Raw genomic sequence first — 17,509 nt, forward strand, 5'->3', positions numbered from 1 at the left:
ACAAATATTGTGGTGATTACCTCAACCTTTCTGCCGAACGGATCAGTCTTTCATCTTTATTGATGCCGAAAATAGCCAGTACAACAAATAAGATAGCTATTGCAGGCAGATAGGCGCCAATACCGAAACTTGCGCCCTCAACACCACCCGGTAATTTTTGAGCATAAACGCTGCACCAAAAAGCAAAACCGATGATTAATGCAATAGATAGTATAGCAAAACGCTTTTGGAAACCACGTTTCTTATAGTTGAAAATGTTGATTAAACAGATCAATGCAACCGCAATATTGGTAATCAATAAAGGTAAAAATGATTCTACTTTATAGCCTGAACCATTTGCTTGAAATTGGCTTTTTAAACCATAAGTATATACTATAGATTCCAATCCGCTAGTCTCTTTGGTTGCCAAGGGTAAGAAAGTCATTAATGCTAAAACCAAAAAGGCCAGAAAAAGCCATATCGATTGTATTCTCTGTATCATGTTAATTTAATATTTACAGCAAACTTAGATAAAATTGCCCTTGCTTGCAATTGTGATTTAATCAGATGTAGCATTATTATCGCCTTTATTTTTTAACTGGCTGTATGGCGGTAAAATGCGAATCGCTATAAATGAATTCATAGCGGCCATCAGGATATATTTTTAAAGATGTTCCACAGGTAGCCAGCGTATTAAAAATGGTTTTACGCAAAAAACCGTTATCGATAACGATGTTCTTATTTCTAAGTTTTAATTTGTTAAAGTTGTTGCCTTTTTCCCTAATTTGATATACTGACGATTTAGGGTGGGCCTTTTCATACTCCGCAATAGAGACGTTCATCCCATCTATTACTTTGGCAATATATTCTTTGCTTTGTTGATCTAGCATATTCCAACAGTTATCATTATTGAAATCGTATTTTATGATAATGGTGTCTTTTACGGCTTTGCCAGAAGCATCGGAAAGATACTGTCTAATACTATCTATTTTTTCTGATCGGTAAACTCCATTGTATTTGTTGTTTGTGCTGTATAATTTAAATTCTGCACAAGAAAGGATAACGATGCAAATTGTAAGGAAAGCGAGTATTGTAATGATTTTGATTTTCATGGCGCATTTTAGATTTCTGTTTCTGAGAGCTGATAAAACTATAATTTTTTTAGTTAATTAATATTTTACAGTCGAAATATATTAATTCCACTTTACTAGGCCATGTAATAAAAGGAAAAAAGTATTTTTGCATCGCTTTGAGTAAAAAAAGGTATTTCATACAAATCGCTTATGATGGCAGCTTATATCATGGCTGGCAAACGCAGCCGAATGCAGTAACCGTTCAGGAGTTGTTGGATAAAGCCCTATCTACAGTTTTTCGGCAGACAATAGAAACGTTGGGCTGCGGAAGGACAGATTCAGGGGTACATGCCAAAGATTTTTATGCGCATTTTGATGTTGATGACCTTAATGAAGACAAGGTTTTAAATGCTGTTGCAGGTATTAATGCACTTTTGCCTTATCAAATTGCAGCTAAACGCATTATTCCGGTTCATGATGATGCCCATGCCCGTTTCGATGCCACTGCAAGGGCCTACAAGTATTATATTCACTTTGAAAAGGATCCCTTTAAGCTGAACAGATCGTGGTTGCTTAAAGATAAACTGGATATCGAAGCCATGAACAATGCTGCTGCGATATTGTTAACTTATACCGATTTTTCGTGTTTCAGTAAATCGAATACCCAAACCTTTACCAATAACTGTAAAATTACCAAAGCAGTTTTTGAAGAATTGGATGGCGGGCTGGTGTTTACCATAGCGGCCGATCGCTTTTTAAGAAATATGGTGCGCGCCATTATGGGTACTTTGGTGCGTATAGGCAAACATGAAATCCATTTAGCTAATTTCAAAGCAATTATTGAAAGTAAAAACCGGAGCAATGCCGGGCAATCGGTACCTGCCTGCGGTTTGTATTTAGTGAAGATAGTATACCCTTATATAGAGAATGATTGAATGATCGAATGATCGAATGAATGAATTTTGAATGATTGAATGTTGATCGGCTATTGTTTTAAATTCATTCATTCAAAATTCAATCCTTCAAAAATAAAAAATATGGCAGTTACAGGCGACGTATACAACACCGGATTACTCAAACGTATTTTTCAGTACGTAAAGCCTTACCGTGCCGTTTTTGTATGGTCGGTAATTTTAACCATCTTATTGGCGGTTATTTCTCCTGTGCGTCCGTTTTTAATTAAATACACCTTAGATCATTACATTTTAACAGGCAACTATGGGGGCTTGGTAAACATGACCATGTTAATGGTCTTCATGCTGATTTTACAAACGCTGATTCAGTACAACCACACCCTTTTAACCAATACGCTGGGACAATCGGTTATACGCGATCTGCGGATCAACGTATTTAACCACATTACCAAACTGCGCCTTAAATTTTTTGATAAAACACCTATCGGTCAGTTAATTACCAGAACTGTTTCTGACCTCGAAACCATTGCCGATATTTTTTCTGAGGGTTTAATTTCGATGATAGGCGATAGCTTACAGGTGGTGGTTATTGTTTGCGTAATGCTTTACACCGATTGGCAGCTAAGTTTAGTGGTGCTGTTGCCCATTCCCTTACTGATTATAGCAACGCGGAAATTTCAACAGGCCATAAAAGTGGCTTTTCAGGAAATCAGAAATGAAGTTTCTAACCTGAATACCTTTTTGCAGGAGCACATTACCGGAGTTTCTATTGTGCAGTACTTTGCGCGCGAAAAGCAGGAGTACCGTAAATTTTATGCCATTAATAAGCGTTATCGCGATGCCAATATCCGTTCTAACTGGTACTATTCTATATTTTTTCCGGTTGTTGAGTTGATTTCGGCCATGTCGCTCGGTTTATTGGTTTGGTACGGTGCAAAGAGTATCCTTTCAAAGCCGCTAGATGTTACCCCTGGAACAATTACCCAGTTTATTATGTACCTGGGCATGGTTTTTACACCGATCCGCCAGTTGGCCGATAAGTTTAATACCCTACAAATGGGAATGGTTGGTGCCGAGCGTGTATTTAAGGTTTTGGATACCGATGAAACAACCCCGAATTTAGGTCTGCAGCAACCTGCAAAACTGGAAGGGAATATTCAGTTCGAAAACGTTTGGTTTGCCTATAACGATGATAATTATGTGCTGAAAGATTTGTCGTTCGAGGTTAAAGCTGGCGAAACAGTGGCTTTAGTTGGCGCAACAGGTGCGGGAAAATCCTCTACCATTAACATCCTGAACCGATTTTATGAAGTAGAAAAAGGAAATATTACGGTTGATGGTATCCGCATTGAAGATTTTGAACTCGATTACCTGCGCAGCCATATTGCCACTGTACTTCAGGATGTTTTCTTGTTTTCGGATACAATTTTGAACAACATTACGCTTAATAATCCACAAATTACAATTGCTGAGGTGGTTAATGCAGCCAAAAAAGTGGGTGCGCACGATTTTATTGAACGTTTACCGGGCGGCTATCAATATAATGTGATGGAAAGAGGCGCAACACTTTCGGCTGGTCAGGCGCAGCTCATATCCTTTATCCGCGCGCTGGTGCATAATCCAGCCATTTTGGTTTTAGATGAAGCTACCTCTTCTGTTGATACCGAAACAGAATTGTTGATCCAGAAAGCAATTGATAACCTCATGGAAGGCCGTACATCAATTGTAATTGCCCACCGTTTATCAACCATCCAAAAAGCCGATCAGATTATTGTGCTCGATAAAGGAGAAATCAAAGAAAAAGGAACCCATCAACAGTTGTTAAAGCTAAACGGTTATTATAAAAAGCTTTACGATCTGCAATTTTCATCAAAAGGCATAGCGAAGGCCTAAAAACGCAATTATTCCAACAGATTTTCTTAATTTAACAGCTTCTTAAATCCAGTAGGAAAATGAAATTGTTCAAAATACTAAGCTTATTTGTGCTTTTGGCTTTAGCCTCTCAGGTTGCTGCACAGAAAAAATATGTAATGGTTATCCATGGCGGTGCCGGAACTATCCTCAAAAAAAACATGAGTGCCGAAAAGGAGGCCGAATATATAGCTGCACTAACCAAAGCTTTAGAAACAGGTTATGCTCAAATTAAAGCAGGCAAATCGAGTTTAGATGCGGTTGAAGCCACCGTACATGTTTTAGAAAACGACCCTCATTTTAATGCAGGTAAAGGTGCTGTTTTTACACACGATGGCAGGAATGAGCTCGATGCGGCCATTATGGATGGTAAAACACTAATGGCTGGTGCCGTTGCCGGTGTTACCACCATCAAAAATCCAATTTCTGCTGCAAGGGCAGTAATGGAAAAATCAGAGCACGTAATGCTAGTAGGGGCAGGCGCAGATCAGTTTGCCAAAGATGCCGGACTTGAAATTGTAGATCCAAAATATTTTTGGACCAAAGAGCGCTGGGAGGGCCTGCAAAAAGCAATAAAAGAAGATTCAACCAAAGCTGTACTCGATCATGGCAGCAAAAAATCGGAACTTTTAGGCATAAAAAACCATGATTATAAATTTGGCACCGTGGGCTGTGTGGCTTTGGATAAAGCAGGCAATCTTGCCGCCGGCACATCAACAGGTGGAATGACCAATAAAAAATACGGCCGTGTGGGCGATGCACCCATTATTGGTGCAGGTACCTATTGCAATAATGAAACTGCAGGGATTTCCTGTACCGGTTGGGGCGAATTTTACATCCGTAACGTTGTGGCTAAAACCATCTCCGATTTAATGGAATACAAAGGTTTATCGGTTAGCGAAGCTTCGAAAGTTGCTTTAGATAAAGTTGGTAAAATGGGTGGCGATGGCGGTTTAATTGCTTTAGATAGAAAAGGAAATATGACCATGCCCTTTAATACCGAAGGGATGTATAGAGGTGCCATTACCGCCGATGGCAAAATTGAGATAAGTATTTACAGATAGTGTAGCCCCATATTGATGAAATCAGTTTTTTCCAATCTAACCTTTCAGGTTTTAGTTGCCATAACAATCGGTATTATTGTTGGTGCTTACTTTCCTGGTTTTGCACCAACGGCTAAGCTTATTAGTCAGGGTTTTATCAACCTCATCAGCATGTTAATTGCGCCTATTATATTCTTTACCATCGTATTGGGCATTGCACACATGGGAGATATGAAAAAAGTAGGTAGGGTAGGTGGCAAGGCGCTGTTGTATTTCGAAATTGTGAGCACCGTAGCCATTGCAATTGGTTTGCTGGTGGCCAATATTTTAAAACCTGGCGCCGGAATGGTTGCAAAGGCAGGCGATAGCACCAAAATTGCCGGCTATGCCGAGCAGGCTAAGGATATGAACTGGGCCGAGTTCTTCCTGCATATTATTCCCCACAACATTATTGCTTCTTTTGCCGAAGGAAATATTTTGCAGATTTTATTGTTCGCTATTCTGTTCGGCTATGGTTTGAACAAACTGGGTGGCGAGGGAACAACGGTTTTAAATGCGTTCGACAAGATTTCGAAAGTGCTGTTTAAAATCATGAAAGTAATTATGCGCTTAGCACCCATCGGGGCTTTTGGCGGAATGGCCTTCAGTATCGGTACACATGGTTTACAGAGCATCATCGGAATGGCCAAACTGATGGGCTCGGTTTATTTAACCTGTATTTTATTCATTTTTGTAGTGTTAAATGCCATTTGCAGGTATTACAAATTCAGTTTGTGGCAATATTTAAAGTATATCCGTCAGGAGATTTTGATTGTACTGGGTACTTCTTCATCCGAATCGGCTTTGCCCAGCATGATGCAGAAAATGGAATCCATTGGTTGTGATAAATCGGTTGTTGGCTTGGTTATTCCAACGGGCTATTCATTTAACCTCGATGGAACAGCAATTTATTTGGCGATGGCCGTAATATTCCTTTGTCAGGTTTTTCATGTCGATTTATCCCTTGGCCAGCAGATAACGGTTTTAGGTGTGCTTATGGTTACCTCAAAAGGAGCTGCAGGGGTAACTGGTAGCGGTTTTATTGTGCTGGTATCAACCTTAACTGCCTTAAAAATTATGCCCATAGAGCATATTTCGATATTGATCGGCGTAGATCGTTTTATGAGCGAAGCCAGGGCAATAACCAATGTAATTGGCAATGGTGTAGCTACAATCGTGATTGCAAAAAGCGAAAACCAGTTTGATGAAGAGAAGTACTTGAAAGCTATTTCTACGGAAAAGGAGTAGTTAGCTTGGAGTTGGGAGTTTTGAGTTGAGAGCTTGGAATTTTGGGTGCAGAACTTAAAGATATTGTCATACTGAATGTATTTCAGTATCTTTCTAGCTAGATAGGCCCTGATCGCGATGATAAATCTGTATCGGGCGACGATCAGAGGGGTGCTTCCAGGCTACACCATTTCAATTGCTAGATGGTGTTATAGCAAATTTTAGTTTTTATGGCGCTTGCAAACCTTCTACCCTCATCCTGCTTACCTTCTACCTTTTTTGTGTATCTTTGCAGCAGAAACAGGCAACACAGCTTGTTTAGTTAATCCATAGCATATTGGCTCAGCAAGAACAGAATAACCGCAAAGAAAAAAGCGAGTTACACCCACGCAACAAACACCGTTCGCGTTATAATTTCAAACAACTTACGGCATCATCTAAAGAACTGAAACGTTTTGTGTTTAAAAACGAACACAACGACGATTCTATCGATTTTGCCGATCAAAATGCGGTTAAAGCACTTAACAGGGCCTTATTAAAACAGTATTACGATATTTCTCAATGGGATATTCCTCAGGATTTCCTTTGTCCACCTATACCAGGCAGGGCCGATTATATCCACTACGTAGCCGATCTTTTAGGGTCGAGCAATAAAGGCAAAAATCCGAAAGGTGCAAAAATTAATGTGCTGGATATTGGCGTTGGTGCCAATTGCATTTATCCCATTATCGGCCATCAGGAGTATGGATGGAGCTTTGTGGCTTCTGAAATCGATCCGCTTTCAGTAGAATCGGCAAAAAGGATTATTGAAGCCAATAAACCTTTGCAGGGTGCAATAGAAATCCGTCAGCAATCTTCAAAGCTGGGTATTTTTAGAGGCATTGTAGGCCGCAACGAACGTTTCGATGCCGTTGTCTGCAATCCGCCCTTTCATGCGTCGTTAAAAGAGGCAGAACAGGGTACCCGTCAGAAATGGCGCAACCTGGGTGGAAATGAAAAAGAAGTAAAACACGTATTAAACTTCGGTGGAAACAAAGCTGAACTTTGGTGCCCGGGAGGTGAACGTGCTTTTGTAGAGCAGATGATCATCCAGAGCGAACAGATCAAAAATCAGGTCCTTTGGTTCACCTCATTGGTATCAAAAAGTGCAAACTTAAAAAGTATTTACAATGCCTTAGTTAAAGCTAACGCTTTCGAGGTAACTACCGTTCAGATGAGCCAGGGACAGAAAATTAGCCGCTTCGTAGCCTGGACTTTCCAAAATGAGGCTGCACAGGCAGAATGGGTTAAAGGATGGAAATAAGTTTGGAGTTTCCGCAATAAAAATCAAAATTTTAACATAACGTCTTGCTGAACTTGTTTCAGCATCTCTTTTAGAGAGACCCTGAAATAAATTCAGGGTGACTATCTCTTTTGTGTTAGTCGGGATTTGTAATCCCGACTTGAAAATTTTAACTGGAAATTGTAAACTGCCAACAGGCTATTTCTTCTCGTAAGCAATCAGAATAACGAGATCATTACCCATATCAGGCTCAATACCATGCGAGCTGCCCGGCCTTGTTAAAATGGCATCACCTGGTTTAACGGAGAAAACTTTACCATTCATTTTCATTTTGCCGTTACCACTGATGACATAATAAATTTCGTCTTCTTTTTGCAGGTGATAACCGATCGATGATCCCGGTTTTAAAATACGCTTTCTGAAAATGGTTTTCAGGTTTTTGGCCTGTGCGAAGAAATTAAAACCGATGGTTTCGCCACCTCCATTGTGCGTACCGGCCTCTTTTTTGGCAACTTCAACATCGTTTTGGATGATATATTTACTGGTGTCGGTACTTTGCGCCTTCGCGCTAACAGAAATGAACACAGATGCAATAACGGCTGCAATTAATATGGTTTTTCTCATGATAATTTGTTTTACACCCACCTTAAGTCTCGCTAATCATGTCTAAATACTCGCATCTTGATACTCACATCTCGATACTTTCAACTTCAGCCTTTCCGCTTTCAGCTTCCACTATTAGGTCTTTCCACACTAAAGTAACAAATCCTTACATTTTACTGAAAAAAGCAACTAAATAATATGCTTTTCGGTTTGACTTTACACTCAATAATATTAGCTTTGCACAAAAAAAATTGATACATGAGCGTTTTAGTAAATAAAGATTCTAAGGTTATCGTTCAGGGTTTTACCGGAAACGAAGGAACTTACCACGCTGAGCAGATGCTGGCCTATGGTACAAACGTAGTTGGTGGTGTTACGCCTGGCAAAGGTGGGCAATTACATTTAGATAAGCCTGTTTTTAATACTGTTAAAGATGCCGTTGATAAAACGGGAGCAAATGTATCTATCATTTTCGTACCGCCGGCTTTTGCTGCTGATGCGATTATGGAAGCTGCCGAAGGTGGTATTAAAGTTATTGTTTGTATTACTGAAGGTATCCCTACAAAGGATATGATTCAGGTTAAAGAATATATTGCAGACCGTGATGTTACTTTGATTGGCCCTAACTGCCCGGGTATTATCACTGCTGACGAAGCTAAAATCGGTATTATGCCAGGTTTTATCTTCAAAAAAGGTAACGTAGGTGTAGTTTCTAAATCAGGTACTTTAACTTACGAAGCCGTAGATCAGGTTGTTAAAGCTGGTTTAGGTATTACTACAGCAATCGGTATCGGTGGCGACCCAATTATCGGTACACCAACTGTAGAAGCTGTAAAATTATTAATGAACGATCCAGAAACTCACGGTATCATCATGATTGGTGAAATTGGTGGTGGAATGGAAGCTGAAGCAGCACGTTGGATCAAAGAACACGGTACTAAACCTGTTGTAGGTTTCATCGCTGGTCAAACTGCGCCTCCGGGACGTAGAATGGGCCATGCCGGTGCTATTGTAGGCGGTGCCGATGATACTGCTGCGGCTAAAATGAAAATTATGGCAGAATGTGGTATCCGTGTAGTAGAAAGTCCTGCTGAAATCGGTGCTGCAATGGCAGAAGAATTAGCGAAGTAAGATTTTTAAAATTTACATAAAGAAAAGCGTTTCGATTAGGTTCGGAGCGCTTTTTCGTTTGGCTAGGCTGTGATAGAAACATAGGTGGAAAAAACGAAAGGGTAAATTAGTTGCCACGGAAACACAGAAGCAGGGAAATAAAAAAGGGAAAAAAATCAGGAAATTAATTAGCTTAGTTAAAATTTTCATTTATGGATTATCAAATAAGACAAGGTAATCTTCCCTATAAAAATGAAACTGATTTAATTATTAATGCTGCAATTGAAGTTCATAAGGATTTAGGTTGTGGCTTTCTCGAGATTGTTTATAAGGATGCGCTTTGTATCGAATTTGAAAGCCGCGGATTCCTTTACGAGAGAGAAAAACATTATCCTGTTTACTATAAGGATGTTTTACTGGCGCATAGTTTTTATGCTGATTTTATTGTTTTTGATACTGTAGTTTTAGAAATAAAATCAAAAAGTGGAATAGCGAATGAAGATTTGGCTCAAACTATAAACTACTTGAAATGCTCGGAATTTAGTGTTGGCTTAGTATTAAACTTCGGCAAACCCACTTTAGAAATAAGACGCGTTGTTTTCTAAATCATTTTCCGTGTCTTCCGCGCTTCCGTGGCAAAAAATATTATGGTGTTTATCATTCCTTTGTAAACACTATTACAAACCGTTGAAACAGCAAACCAAAACCTATAGCTTTAACGTATATTGTAACATGAGAACGATGTTAAATAAACTATTTTTAGTTTCTGCTGTTGTTTTAATTACAGGGCTTTCGGCCTGTGCTCAAAAACAGGATAAGAAAGAGGTAAAACAAACAAAGGAAACAGAACAAATAATACCAAAGAAAAAAATGAACTGGAATCCATTAACACCCGAAGAAGAGAGAGTAATCGTAAATAAAGGTACAGAATACCCAGGTACAGGTAAATATGAACATACTACCGATAAAGGTACCTATACCTGTAAACGCTGCAATGCGGCTTTATACCGCTCAGAAAGTAAGTTCGATGCCCATTGTGGATGGCCTGCATTTGATGATGAAATTAAAGGTGCTGTAAAACGTATCCCTGATGCGGATGGATCGCGTACAGAGATTGTTTGTGCAAACTGTGGTGCGCATTTAGGACACGTGTTTTTGGGAGAAGGATTTACTAACAAAGACACCCGTCATTGTGTAAATTCGATCTCTATGAACTTTGTGCCCGATAAAAAATAAGGTGGGTTATAGTGGGGTTAGGTAGAGGTGTATGGCAATTAGCCATACACCTTTTTTTATGCGCTTTTGTAATAATTCAAATGGTCAATCGTTTGCGCTTTGTTTTAATTGCAAAGAAGTTTTTTTAAGTATTATTTTAGTTGATCCCTATCAAGCTCATCATTAAAATTAGGGTTAAAAGATGAAAAATAAATGCTTACTGATAATCATATCCCTATTTTCGTTTTATGTGGCTATTGCCCAAAATGTAGCTAAAAAAACGGTTCAGCAAAAAACGGGTAAACCCAATATTGTATATATTTTAGCCGATGATATGGGCTTTGGCGAACTGGGCAGCTATGGTCAGAACAAGATTGAAACACCTAATCTTGATGCCTTGGCTAAGCGCGGCATGCGTTTTACCCAGCATTATGCCTATCCGGTATGTGCACCATCACGTTATATCTTAATGACGGGGCAGAACTCAGGCAAAGCCTTTATCCGCGGTAACCACGAATGGGCAGAGCGTGGCCCGGTTTGGGATTTTAAAGCCATGGAAGAGAACCCTTATCTGGAAGGGCAATATCCGATCCCCGATTCTACCATCACTATTGCAGAAATGCTCAAAAGCGCAGGTTATACAACAGGTATGGTTGGTAAATGGGGTTTAGGTGCTCCTTTCACCACTGGTTTTCCAACTAAACAGGGCTTCGATTATTTTTATGGGTTTATCTGTCAACGGCAAGACCATACCTATTACAATGGCCATCTTTGGGAAAATGAAAACCGGGTGCCTTTGGATAATAAAATACAGGCGCCTACGGTAATTTTTCCGAAAGGTTTAGATAGTTTGGATGCGAAAAATTATGAGAAATATGCACAGAAAGATTATGCCCCTGATTTTTTGATCAAAGCAGCTTTAAAATTTATCGATAAAAATGCTGCTAAACCATTTTTCTTGTATTATCCAACACCATTGCCGCATGTTTCTTTGCAGGCACCAAAAGAGCTGGTAGATTATTACCACCAGAAATTTGGGGATGAAAAACCGTTTTTGGGCGATGGTTCTTATTTTCCGTGCCGTTATCCTCGGGCTACATATGCGGCAATGATTACGTTGCTGGATAGGCAGGTAGGCCAGCTGATTAATGAGCTTAAGGCAAAAGGAGTTTACGATAATACCATTATTATGTTTTCTGCAGATAATGGTGTAGCGTTCAATGCTGGGGTAGATCCTGCCTTCTTTAATAGTAACGGTCCGTTTAAGGCCAATTACGGCTGGGGCAAAGGCTTTGTGCATGAGGGAGGCATCAGGGAGCCATTTATTGTTTCATGGCCCGGTAAGGTAAAGCCAGGGACAACAAACGACCTGATTTCATCAACCATGGATATGATGCCCACACTTTGTGAGCTGCTAAACCTTAAAACGCCAAAAAATGTAGATGGCATCAGTATTCTGCCAACGCTGTTGGGCAAGGCACAGCAGGCTACCCATCCTTACCTTTATTTTGAATACCCCGAATATGGGGGGCAACAGGCTATCCGTATCGACAATTGGAAGGGGCTGAGGTTAAATATGTTAAAGGGAAATGCCAAATGGGCTTTGTACGATCTGAACTCTGATATTAAAGAAGAAAATGATTTGGCCGACAAGCACCCTGACATAATTGCAAAAATGATCCAGATCAGCAAAAAAGAACACCAAACCCCTGCTTTATCCAGATTTTTGATTCCGGTTCTGGAACAGGAGATGAAATAGTTTTTGTTGAGCATTAAAGCTTGGTAAAAGCAACTGCCGCCGTAGGGTGGGGCAAGAAAAAAAGGTAAAATGGCAGGGTGTTTTGAAAACATATTTTCATGATTCTGACCGTTTTACCTGATTGATTTTTCCACAAATTATTGATAATAAACTAAATGCTTATATTTGCAGGCTCGATAAAGAATTTTAGCCTATGAAGTATCTGCTGTTATTAAGTAGTTTGTTCTTGTTTTTACATAGTAATGCACAAGATGCTGTTTCATCAACAAACGAACCAGATAGTATTAAAAAAACAGTTCTCGCAACTTATTACCACAGGAAATTTGAAGGCCACCGAACCACAAGCGGTGCCAAATACAGGGCAAAAAAACTAACTGCCGCACACCGTACATTGCCTTTCGGTACACTGGTTACGGTAACCAATCCCAATAACGGAAAATCGGTGGTTGTTAAGGTAAACGACCGTGGTCCTTTCTCAAAAAAACTCGCCATAGATCTGTCTGAACGTGCTGCTAAACAGATTGGTATCTACCATAAAGGCATAGCTAAGGTGGAGCTAAGTTACACTGTTGAGTAGTACTCTTTTTAGCTATATTTCGAACATATTATACCCCTCAAATTTAAGTTATTAACACTATTTTTTGTTTGTTAAACCCTTTAAAAGAAACAATTAGCTTTTTTTTCGCTTGAAAATGATATTTGGCTGATCGTTTTTCCCCAGCAATTGCACAGGGTGTTAACAACTTTGGTTCACAAAAAAGGGCTGCCGTATATATATTTGTTATAACAAAGTTCTTTAACTTCTTGCGCCTCGAAACAAATATAAAAGCTTAGTTTTTAGTAATTTATACGTACATCATCCTGATTGCAGATTTAAATTTTCCTAACTAAAAACTCAGTTGTTTGCCAGGCAATAGGGTTAGCACTTTCACAACAGCGTTTTGATAAAAGACATTACAATCATCATATAAAATTGATGGATGCGTGCCTTTGTCGGCTCTGTTAAAAATAGATTTTTTAAATATCAGCGTATGGAACAGGAATTATTACTACAAGAAAACAAAGACAGATTTGTGCTTTTGCCGATCAAATATCCGGCAATCTGGGAAATGTATAAAAAGACCGAAGCTAGTTTTTGGACAGCAGAAGAAATTGATCTTTCTGACGACCAGAAACACTGGGATAATTTAAATGATGGCGAAAGACATTTCATTTCTCACATCCTTGCTTTCTTTTCTGCTAGTGATGGTATTGTGAATGAAAACCTTGCGGTAAATTTCATGAGCGAAGTTCAATTACCTGAGGCACGCTGTTTTTATGGTTTCCAGATTATGATGGAAAACATCCACGCAGAAACCTATGCGCTGCTAATTGATACTTATATTAAAGATCCGGAAGAGAAAGACCGCTTGTTCCACGCGATCGATACTGTTCCTGCAGTAAAAAGAAAAGCAGAATGGGCTTTGCGCTGGATCGAAAACGGAACTTTTGCCGAACGTTTAGTAGCATTTGCTGCTGTTGAAGGTATTTTCTTCAGCGGAAGTTTCTGTTCTATTTTCTGGTTAAAGAAACGTGGCTTAATGCCGGGACTAACCTTCAGCAACGAGCTGATCTCAAGAGATGAGGGTTCACACTGCGAATTTGCCTGCTTGCTATACAGCATGTTGAGCAACAAATTAAGCGAAGAAGCAGTCCATGGTATCATTAGTGATGCTGTAGAAATTGAAAAAGAATTTATTACCGATGCTTTGCCAGTTGCTTTAATTGGTATGAATGCAAAATTAATGAGCCAATACATCGAGTTTGTAGCCGATAGATGGTTGCAGGAACTGGGTTACAAAAAAATATACAATGCAACAAACCCATTCGATTTTATGGAAATGATTTCGTTGCAGGGTAAAACCAATTTCTTCGAGAAACGTGTTGGCGATTATCAAAAAAGCGGTGTATTAACCTCTGCTGATAATAAAGCCCAAGCATTTTCTTTAGACGAAGACTTTTAAGGTAAAATTGAATTAGAAAAGGATGGAATGAGCGAATGCTCTTTCATCAGTCAAAAAATAAATACAAAGAATGGGGCTTGAATAATGATTAGGTGTTATTTAATCATTCGGCACTCGCTCATTCACTCATTAACAAAATTAATCTCATAAAATATGTTCGTACTAAAAAGAGATGGCCGTAAAGAAGCGGTACAATTTGACAAAATCACTGCGCGGATTCAAAAACTGTGCTATGGTTTAAATTCAGATCTTGTAGATCCAATCGATGTTGCCAAAAAGGTAATCGAAGGTTTATATGATGGTGTAACAACCTCAGAACTGGATAACCTTGCTGCAGAAACAGCGGCATCGTTAACTACAAAACACCCTGATTATGCTTTGTTAGCTTCGCGTATTGCGGTTTCTAACCTGCATAAAAACACCACTAAATCATTTTCGGGTACGATGAAGATGTTGTACGAATATTTCGATCCGAAAGCGCAAAAAGAGGCACCTCTTATTGCAGATGATGTTTATGAGATTATAGAAAAAAATGCAGCTATTTTAGATAGTTCTATCATTTACGACCGCGATTTCGGTTTCGATTATTTCGGTTTCAAAACGTTAGAAAAATCTTACCTGTTAAAAGTTAACGGTCAGATTGTTGAGCGCCCTCAGCATTTATTTATGCGTGTTTCTGTTGGTATTCACAAAGAAGATATCGAAAGCGCAATCAAAACCTACAACCTCATGAGCGAGCGTTGGTTTACACATGCTACACCAACCTTATTCAACGCTGCTACACCAAAACCTCAAATGTCGTCGTGCTTCCTGTTAACCATGCAGGATGATAGCATTGAAGGTATTTACGATACATTAAAACAAACGGCTAAAATTTCGCAAAGTGCTGGTGGTATTGGTTTAAGTATCCACAATATCCGTGCAACAGGTTCGTACATTGGCGGTACAAACGGTACAAGTAACGGTATTATCCCAATGTTACGCGTATTTAACGATACAGCACGTTATGTAGATCAGGGTGGGGGTAAACGTAAAGGTGCCTTTGCCATTTATTTAGAGCCATGGCATGCTGATGTTTTCGAGTTTTTAGATTTGCGTAAAAACCACGGTAAAGAAGAAATGCGTGCGCGCGATTTATTCTATGCCCTCTGGATTAACGATCTGTTTATGCAACGTGTTAAAGATAATGGCGATTGGACATTATTCTGCCCGCACGAAGCACCAGGTTTAGCAGATTGTTTCGGAAAAGAATTCGAAGAATTATATGCTAAATATGAAGCCGAAGGCCGTGGCCGTAAAACCATTAAGGCACAAGAACTTTGGTTTGCTATTTTAGATTCGCAGATTGAAACCGGTACACCTTATATGTTGTTTAAAGATGCAGCGAACAGCAAATCTAACCAACAGAACTTAGGTACCATTAAATCTTCTAACTTGTGTACAGAGATTATCGAGTACACCTCTAAAGATGAAGTTGCAGTTTGTAACTTAGCTTCATTGGCATTGCCACGTTTCGTAATCAACGGTGCTTTCGATCACCAAAAATTATACGATGTAACTTATCAGGCTACTTTAAACCTGAACAAAATCATCGATCACAATTATTATCCAGTTCAAGAGGCCGAAAACTCTAACATGCGCCATCGTCCCGTTGGTTTAGGTGTGCAGGGTTTGGCTGATGCCTTTATCTTATTGCGTTTACCTTTCGAAAGTGATGAGGCCAAACGTTTAAACAAAGATATTTTCGAAACTATTTATTTTGCTTCGATGACCGCTTCACACGATTTAGCTGTGAAACATGGTCCTTATCAAACCTTTAAAGGTTCTCCGTTGTCAAAAGGTAAATTCCAGTTCGATTTATGGAATGTAACGCCAGATAGCGGCCGTTGGGATTGGAATGCATTGCGTAAAAAAGTAGTTAAAGATGGTGTGTACAACTCATTATTGGTTGCACCGATGCCAACTGCATCTACTTCGCAGATTTTAGGTAATAACGAGTGTTTTGAGCCATATACCTCAAACATTTATACCCGCCGTGTATTAAGTGGTGAGTTTGTAGTGGTAAACAAACACTTATTGAAAGATTTAGTAGCATTAGGTTTGTGGAACAATGATATGAAAAACCAGATCATTTTGGCCAATGGTTCAATCCAGGCTATTCCATCAATTCCTGATTATATTAAAGAGCTGTACAAAACTGTTTGGGAGATCAAGATGCGTAACATCATCGATATGGCTGCCGACCGTGGAGCATATATCTGCCAATCGCAATCGTTAAACTTGTTTGTAAATGCACCGAATACTTCAAAATTAACTTCAATGCACTTCTATGCATGGGAGAAAGGCTTGAAAACAGGTATGTACTATTTACGTACACAAGCGGCTTCGCAAGCAGTTAAGTTTACGGTAGAGAACCAGGGTGGTAAAGCTATCGAAGCAGTTATCCCTGCTGAAATGACACAGGATCAGGTTGCAGAAGAAATCATCGACGGACCAGTTTGTTCGATGGAAGAAGGTTGCATTAGCTGTTCTGGATAATTAGTTCAATAGTTCATTAGCCAATGGTTCATTAGTCTCTAAAGCACCATATACCAATGAACGAATGACTATTGAACCAGTCAACATTCATTACAAAGCAATAAAATATGTAAGGTTTTGGGCAAACGCTCAAAACCTTATTTTTTGTCCTTACTTTTGCTTTTAGTTCAATAGTTCATCAGTCATTGGTTCATTAGTTTCTAAAGCGCCAAACACGAATGAACTAATGACCATTGAACAAATGAACGGAATTTTAAAACATAGCAAACACGAAATCATTCCCTGCGAAAGATGCGGAACAGCTATTGAGTGCAAGGCAAATGCTTATACCAAATGCCAATGTAGCGTGGTGCAGCTCAGCATTAACGAAGTACAATATATTTCCGAACTCTATGACGGTTGCTTATGCGCCAAATGCCTTTTCGAATTACAACAGGAGTATAGGGAAGAAATAGGCGTATAACTCTTTATTTTACTCGTCACCCTGAATTTATTTCAGGGTTCATCTGGTAGGTAAAGATGCTAACCCGATTATTTGAAAAGCAGGTTTCTGTACCTTTCGGTTGGCTCCGGTCCCGCTTTCCCTCCTGCCGATTGAAGGAATCGGCATCCGTTCAATCGGGTTTAGTATACCTGGGTACTGTGCCTTTCTGAAAATTCTTAAATTATGATCATATTTCACCTGCTTTCATAATCCAAATGCAGGCAAATTATTGTATCCCAATCTGGTCAATTCCATAGGTCCAAAAAAGGACATGTTTTTCCGATTAATTGTTAATAGTACAATTAAAATTTCTGCAACTGTTCTCCAAA

The 17,509-nt window shown here is 39.3% G+C and carries 16 protein-coding genes; 13 read left to right on the plus strand and 3 right to left on the minus strand.

Annotated features, from left to right (window positions below):
* Window positions 1–16: 16 nt before the first annotated feature.
* Together ACS5PU_RS02800 and ACS5PU_RS02805 are read right to left on the minus strand one after the other, a co-directional pair.
* On the minus strand, window positions 17–481 hold the full coding sequence (locus ACS5PU_RS02800; RefSeq protein WP_439457745.1) for a DUF4293 domain-containing protein: 465 nt from the start codon (window positions 479–481) through the stop codon (window positions 17–19).
* A gap of 85 nt (window positions 482–566) precedes the next feature.
* Window positions 567–1,091, minus strand: a complete 525-nt coding sequence (locus tag ACS5PU_RS02805) for a hypothetical protein (RefSeq protein ID WP_439457746.1) — start codon at window positions 1,089–1,091, stop codon at window positions 567–569.
* 137 nt (window positions 1,092–1,228) lie between these two features.
* Between ACS5PU_RS02805 and truA the strand changes: the two genes are divergently transcribed.
* From truA to rlmF, 5 genes are all read left to right on the plus strand, one after another.
* Window positions 1,229–1,987 carry a tRNA pseudouridine(38-40) synthase TruA gene (gene truA / locus ACS5PU_RS02810; RefSeq protein WP_439457747.1) on the plus strand — a complete coding sequence of 253 codons (759 nt, stop codon included), beginning with the start codon at window positions 1,229–1,231 and terminating at the stop codon, window positions 1,985–1,987.
* Between the two features lie 102 nt (window positions 1,988–2,089).
* Window positions 2,090–3,859 (plus strand): ABC transporter ATP-binding protein, encoded by a 1,770-nt coding sequence (locus tag ACS5PU_RS02815; RefSeq protein ID WP_439457748.1) that lies wholly within the window; start codon window positions 2,090–2,092, stop codon window positions 3,857–3,859.
* Between the two features lie 59 nt (window positions 3,860–3,918).
* Complete coding sequence (locus tag ACS5PU_RS02820) at window positions 3,919–4,941, plus strand: isoaspartyl peptidase/L-asparaginase family protein (protein ID WP_439457749.1); 1,023 nt, start codon at window positions 3,919–3,921, stop codon at window positions 4,939–4,941.
* Between the two features lie 15 nt (window positions 4,942–4,956).
* The gene (gene dctA, locus ACS5PU_RS02825) at window positions 4,957–6,207 is read left to right on the plus strand and encodes a C4-dicarboxylate transporter DctA (protein ID WP_439457750.1); all 1,251 of its coding nucleotides are present in this window, start codon (window positions 4,957–4,959) and stop codon (window positions 6,205–6,207) included.
* 316 nt (window positions 6,208–6,523) lie between these two features.
* Window positions 6,524–7,489, plus strand: coding sequence for a 23S rRNA (adenine(1618)-N(6))-methyltransferase RlmF (rlmF, locus tag ACS5PU_RS02830; RefSeq protein WP_439457751.1), 966 nt, complete (start codon window positions 6,524–6,526; stop codon window positions 7,487–7,489).
* A gap of 177 nt (window positions 7,490–7,666) precedes the next feature.
* Here the strand turns inward: rlmF and ACS5PU_RS02835 are convergent, their stop codons facing one another.
* Window positions 7,667–8,092 (minus strand): cupin domain-containing protein, encoded by a 426-nt coding sequence (locus ACS5PU_RS02835; RefSeq protein ID WP_439457752.1) that lies wholly within the window; start codon window positions 8,090–8,092, stop codon window positions 7,667–7,669.
* A gap of 237 nt (window positions 8,093–8,329) precedes the next feature.
* On the opposite strand from ACS5PU_RS02835, the gene sucD reads away from it, so the two are divergent.
* The 8 genes from sucD (at window position 8,330) to ACS5PU_RS02875 (ending at window position 17,159) form a co-directional block, all read left to right on the plus strand.
* Window positions 8,330–9,202 (plus strand): succinate--CoA ligase subunit alpha, encoded by an 873-nt coding sequence (gene sucD, locus ACS5PU_RS02840; RefSeq protein WP_039479954.1) that lies wholly within the window; start codon window positions 8,330–8,332, stop codon window positions 9,200–9,202.
* 191 nt (window positions 9,203–9,393) lie between these two features.
* Window positions 9,394–9,786 (plus strand): GxxExxY protein, encoded by a 393-nt coding sequence (locus ACS5PU_RS02845; RefSeq protein WP_439457753.1) that lies wholly within the window; start codon window positions 9,394–9,396, stop codon window positions 9,784–9,786.
* Between the two features lie 127 nt (window positions 9,787–9,913).
* On the plus strand, window positions 9,914–10,417 hold the full coding sequence (locus tag ACS5PU_RS02850) for a methionine-R-sulfoxide reductase (RefSeq protein ID WP_439457754.1): 504 nt from the start codon (window positions 9,914–9,916) through the stop codon (window positions 10,415–10,417).
* Between the two features lie 181 nt (window positions 10,418–10,598).
* Window positions 10,599–12,155: an arylsulfatase gene (locus ACS5PU_RS02855; RefSeq protein ID WP_439457755.1), complete on the plus strand. Its 1,557-nt coding sequence runs from the start codon at window positions 10,599–10,601 to the stop codon at window positions 12,153–12,155.
* Window positions 12,156–12,348: 193 nt separating this feature from the next.
* Window positions 12,349–12,732: a septal ring lytic transglycosylase RlpA family protein gene (locus tag ACS5PU_RS02860; RefSeq protein ID WP_439457756.1), complete on the plus strand. Its 384-nt coding sequence runs from the start codon at window positions 12,349–12,351 to the stop codon at window positions 12,730–12,732.
* Between the two features lie 454 nt (window positions 12,733–13,186).
* Window positions 13,187–14,158 carry a ribonucleoside-diphosphate reductase small subunit gene (locus tag ACS5PU_RS02865; RefSeq protein WP_316808960.1) on the plus strand — a complete coding sequence of 324 codons (972 nt, stop codon included), beginning with the start codon at window positions 13,187–13,189 and terminating at the stop codon, window positions 14,156–14,158.
* A gap of 153 nt (window positions 14,159–14,311) precedes the next feature.
* Window positions 14,312–16,696: a ribonucleoside-diphosphate reductase subunit alpha gene (locus ACS5PU_RS02870; RefSeq protein ID WP_439457757.1), complete on the plus strand. Its 2,385-nt coding sequence runs from the start codon at window positions 14,312–14,314 to the stop codon at window positions 16,694–16,696.
* Between the two features lie 226 nt (window positions 16,697–16,922).
* Window positions 16,923–17,159: a cysteine-rich CWC family protein gene (locus ACS5PU_RS02875; RefSeq protein WP_439457758.1), complete on the plus strand. Its 237-nt coding sequence runs from the start codon at window positions 16,923–16,925 to the stop codon at window positions 17,157–17,159.
* Window positions 17,160–17,509 lie beyond the last annotated feature (350 nt).

Source organism: Pedobacter sp. GSP4 (assembly GCF_051857575.1).
Taxonomy (GTDB): Bacteria; Bacteroidota; Bacteroidia; order Sphingobacteriales; family Sphingobacteriaceae; genus Pedobacter.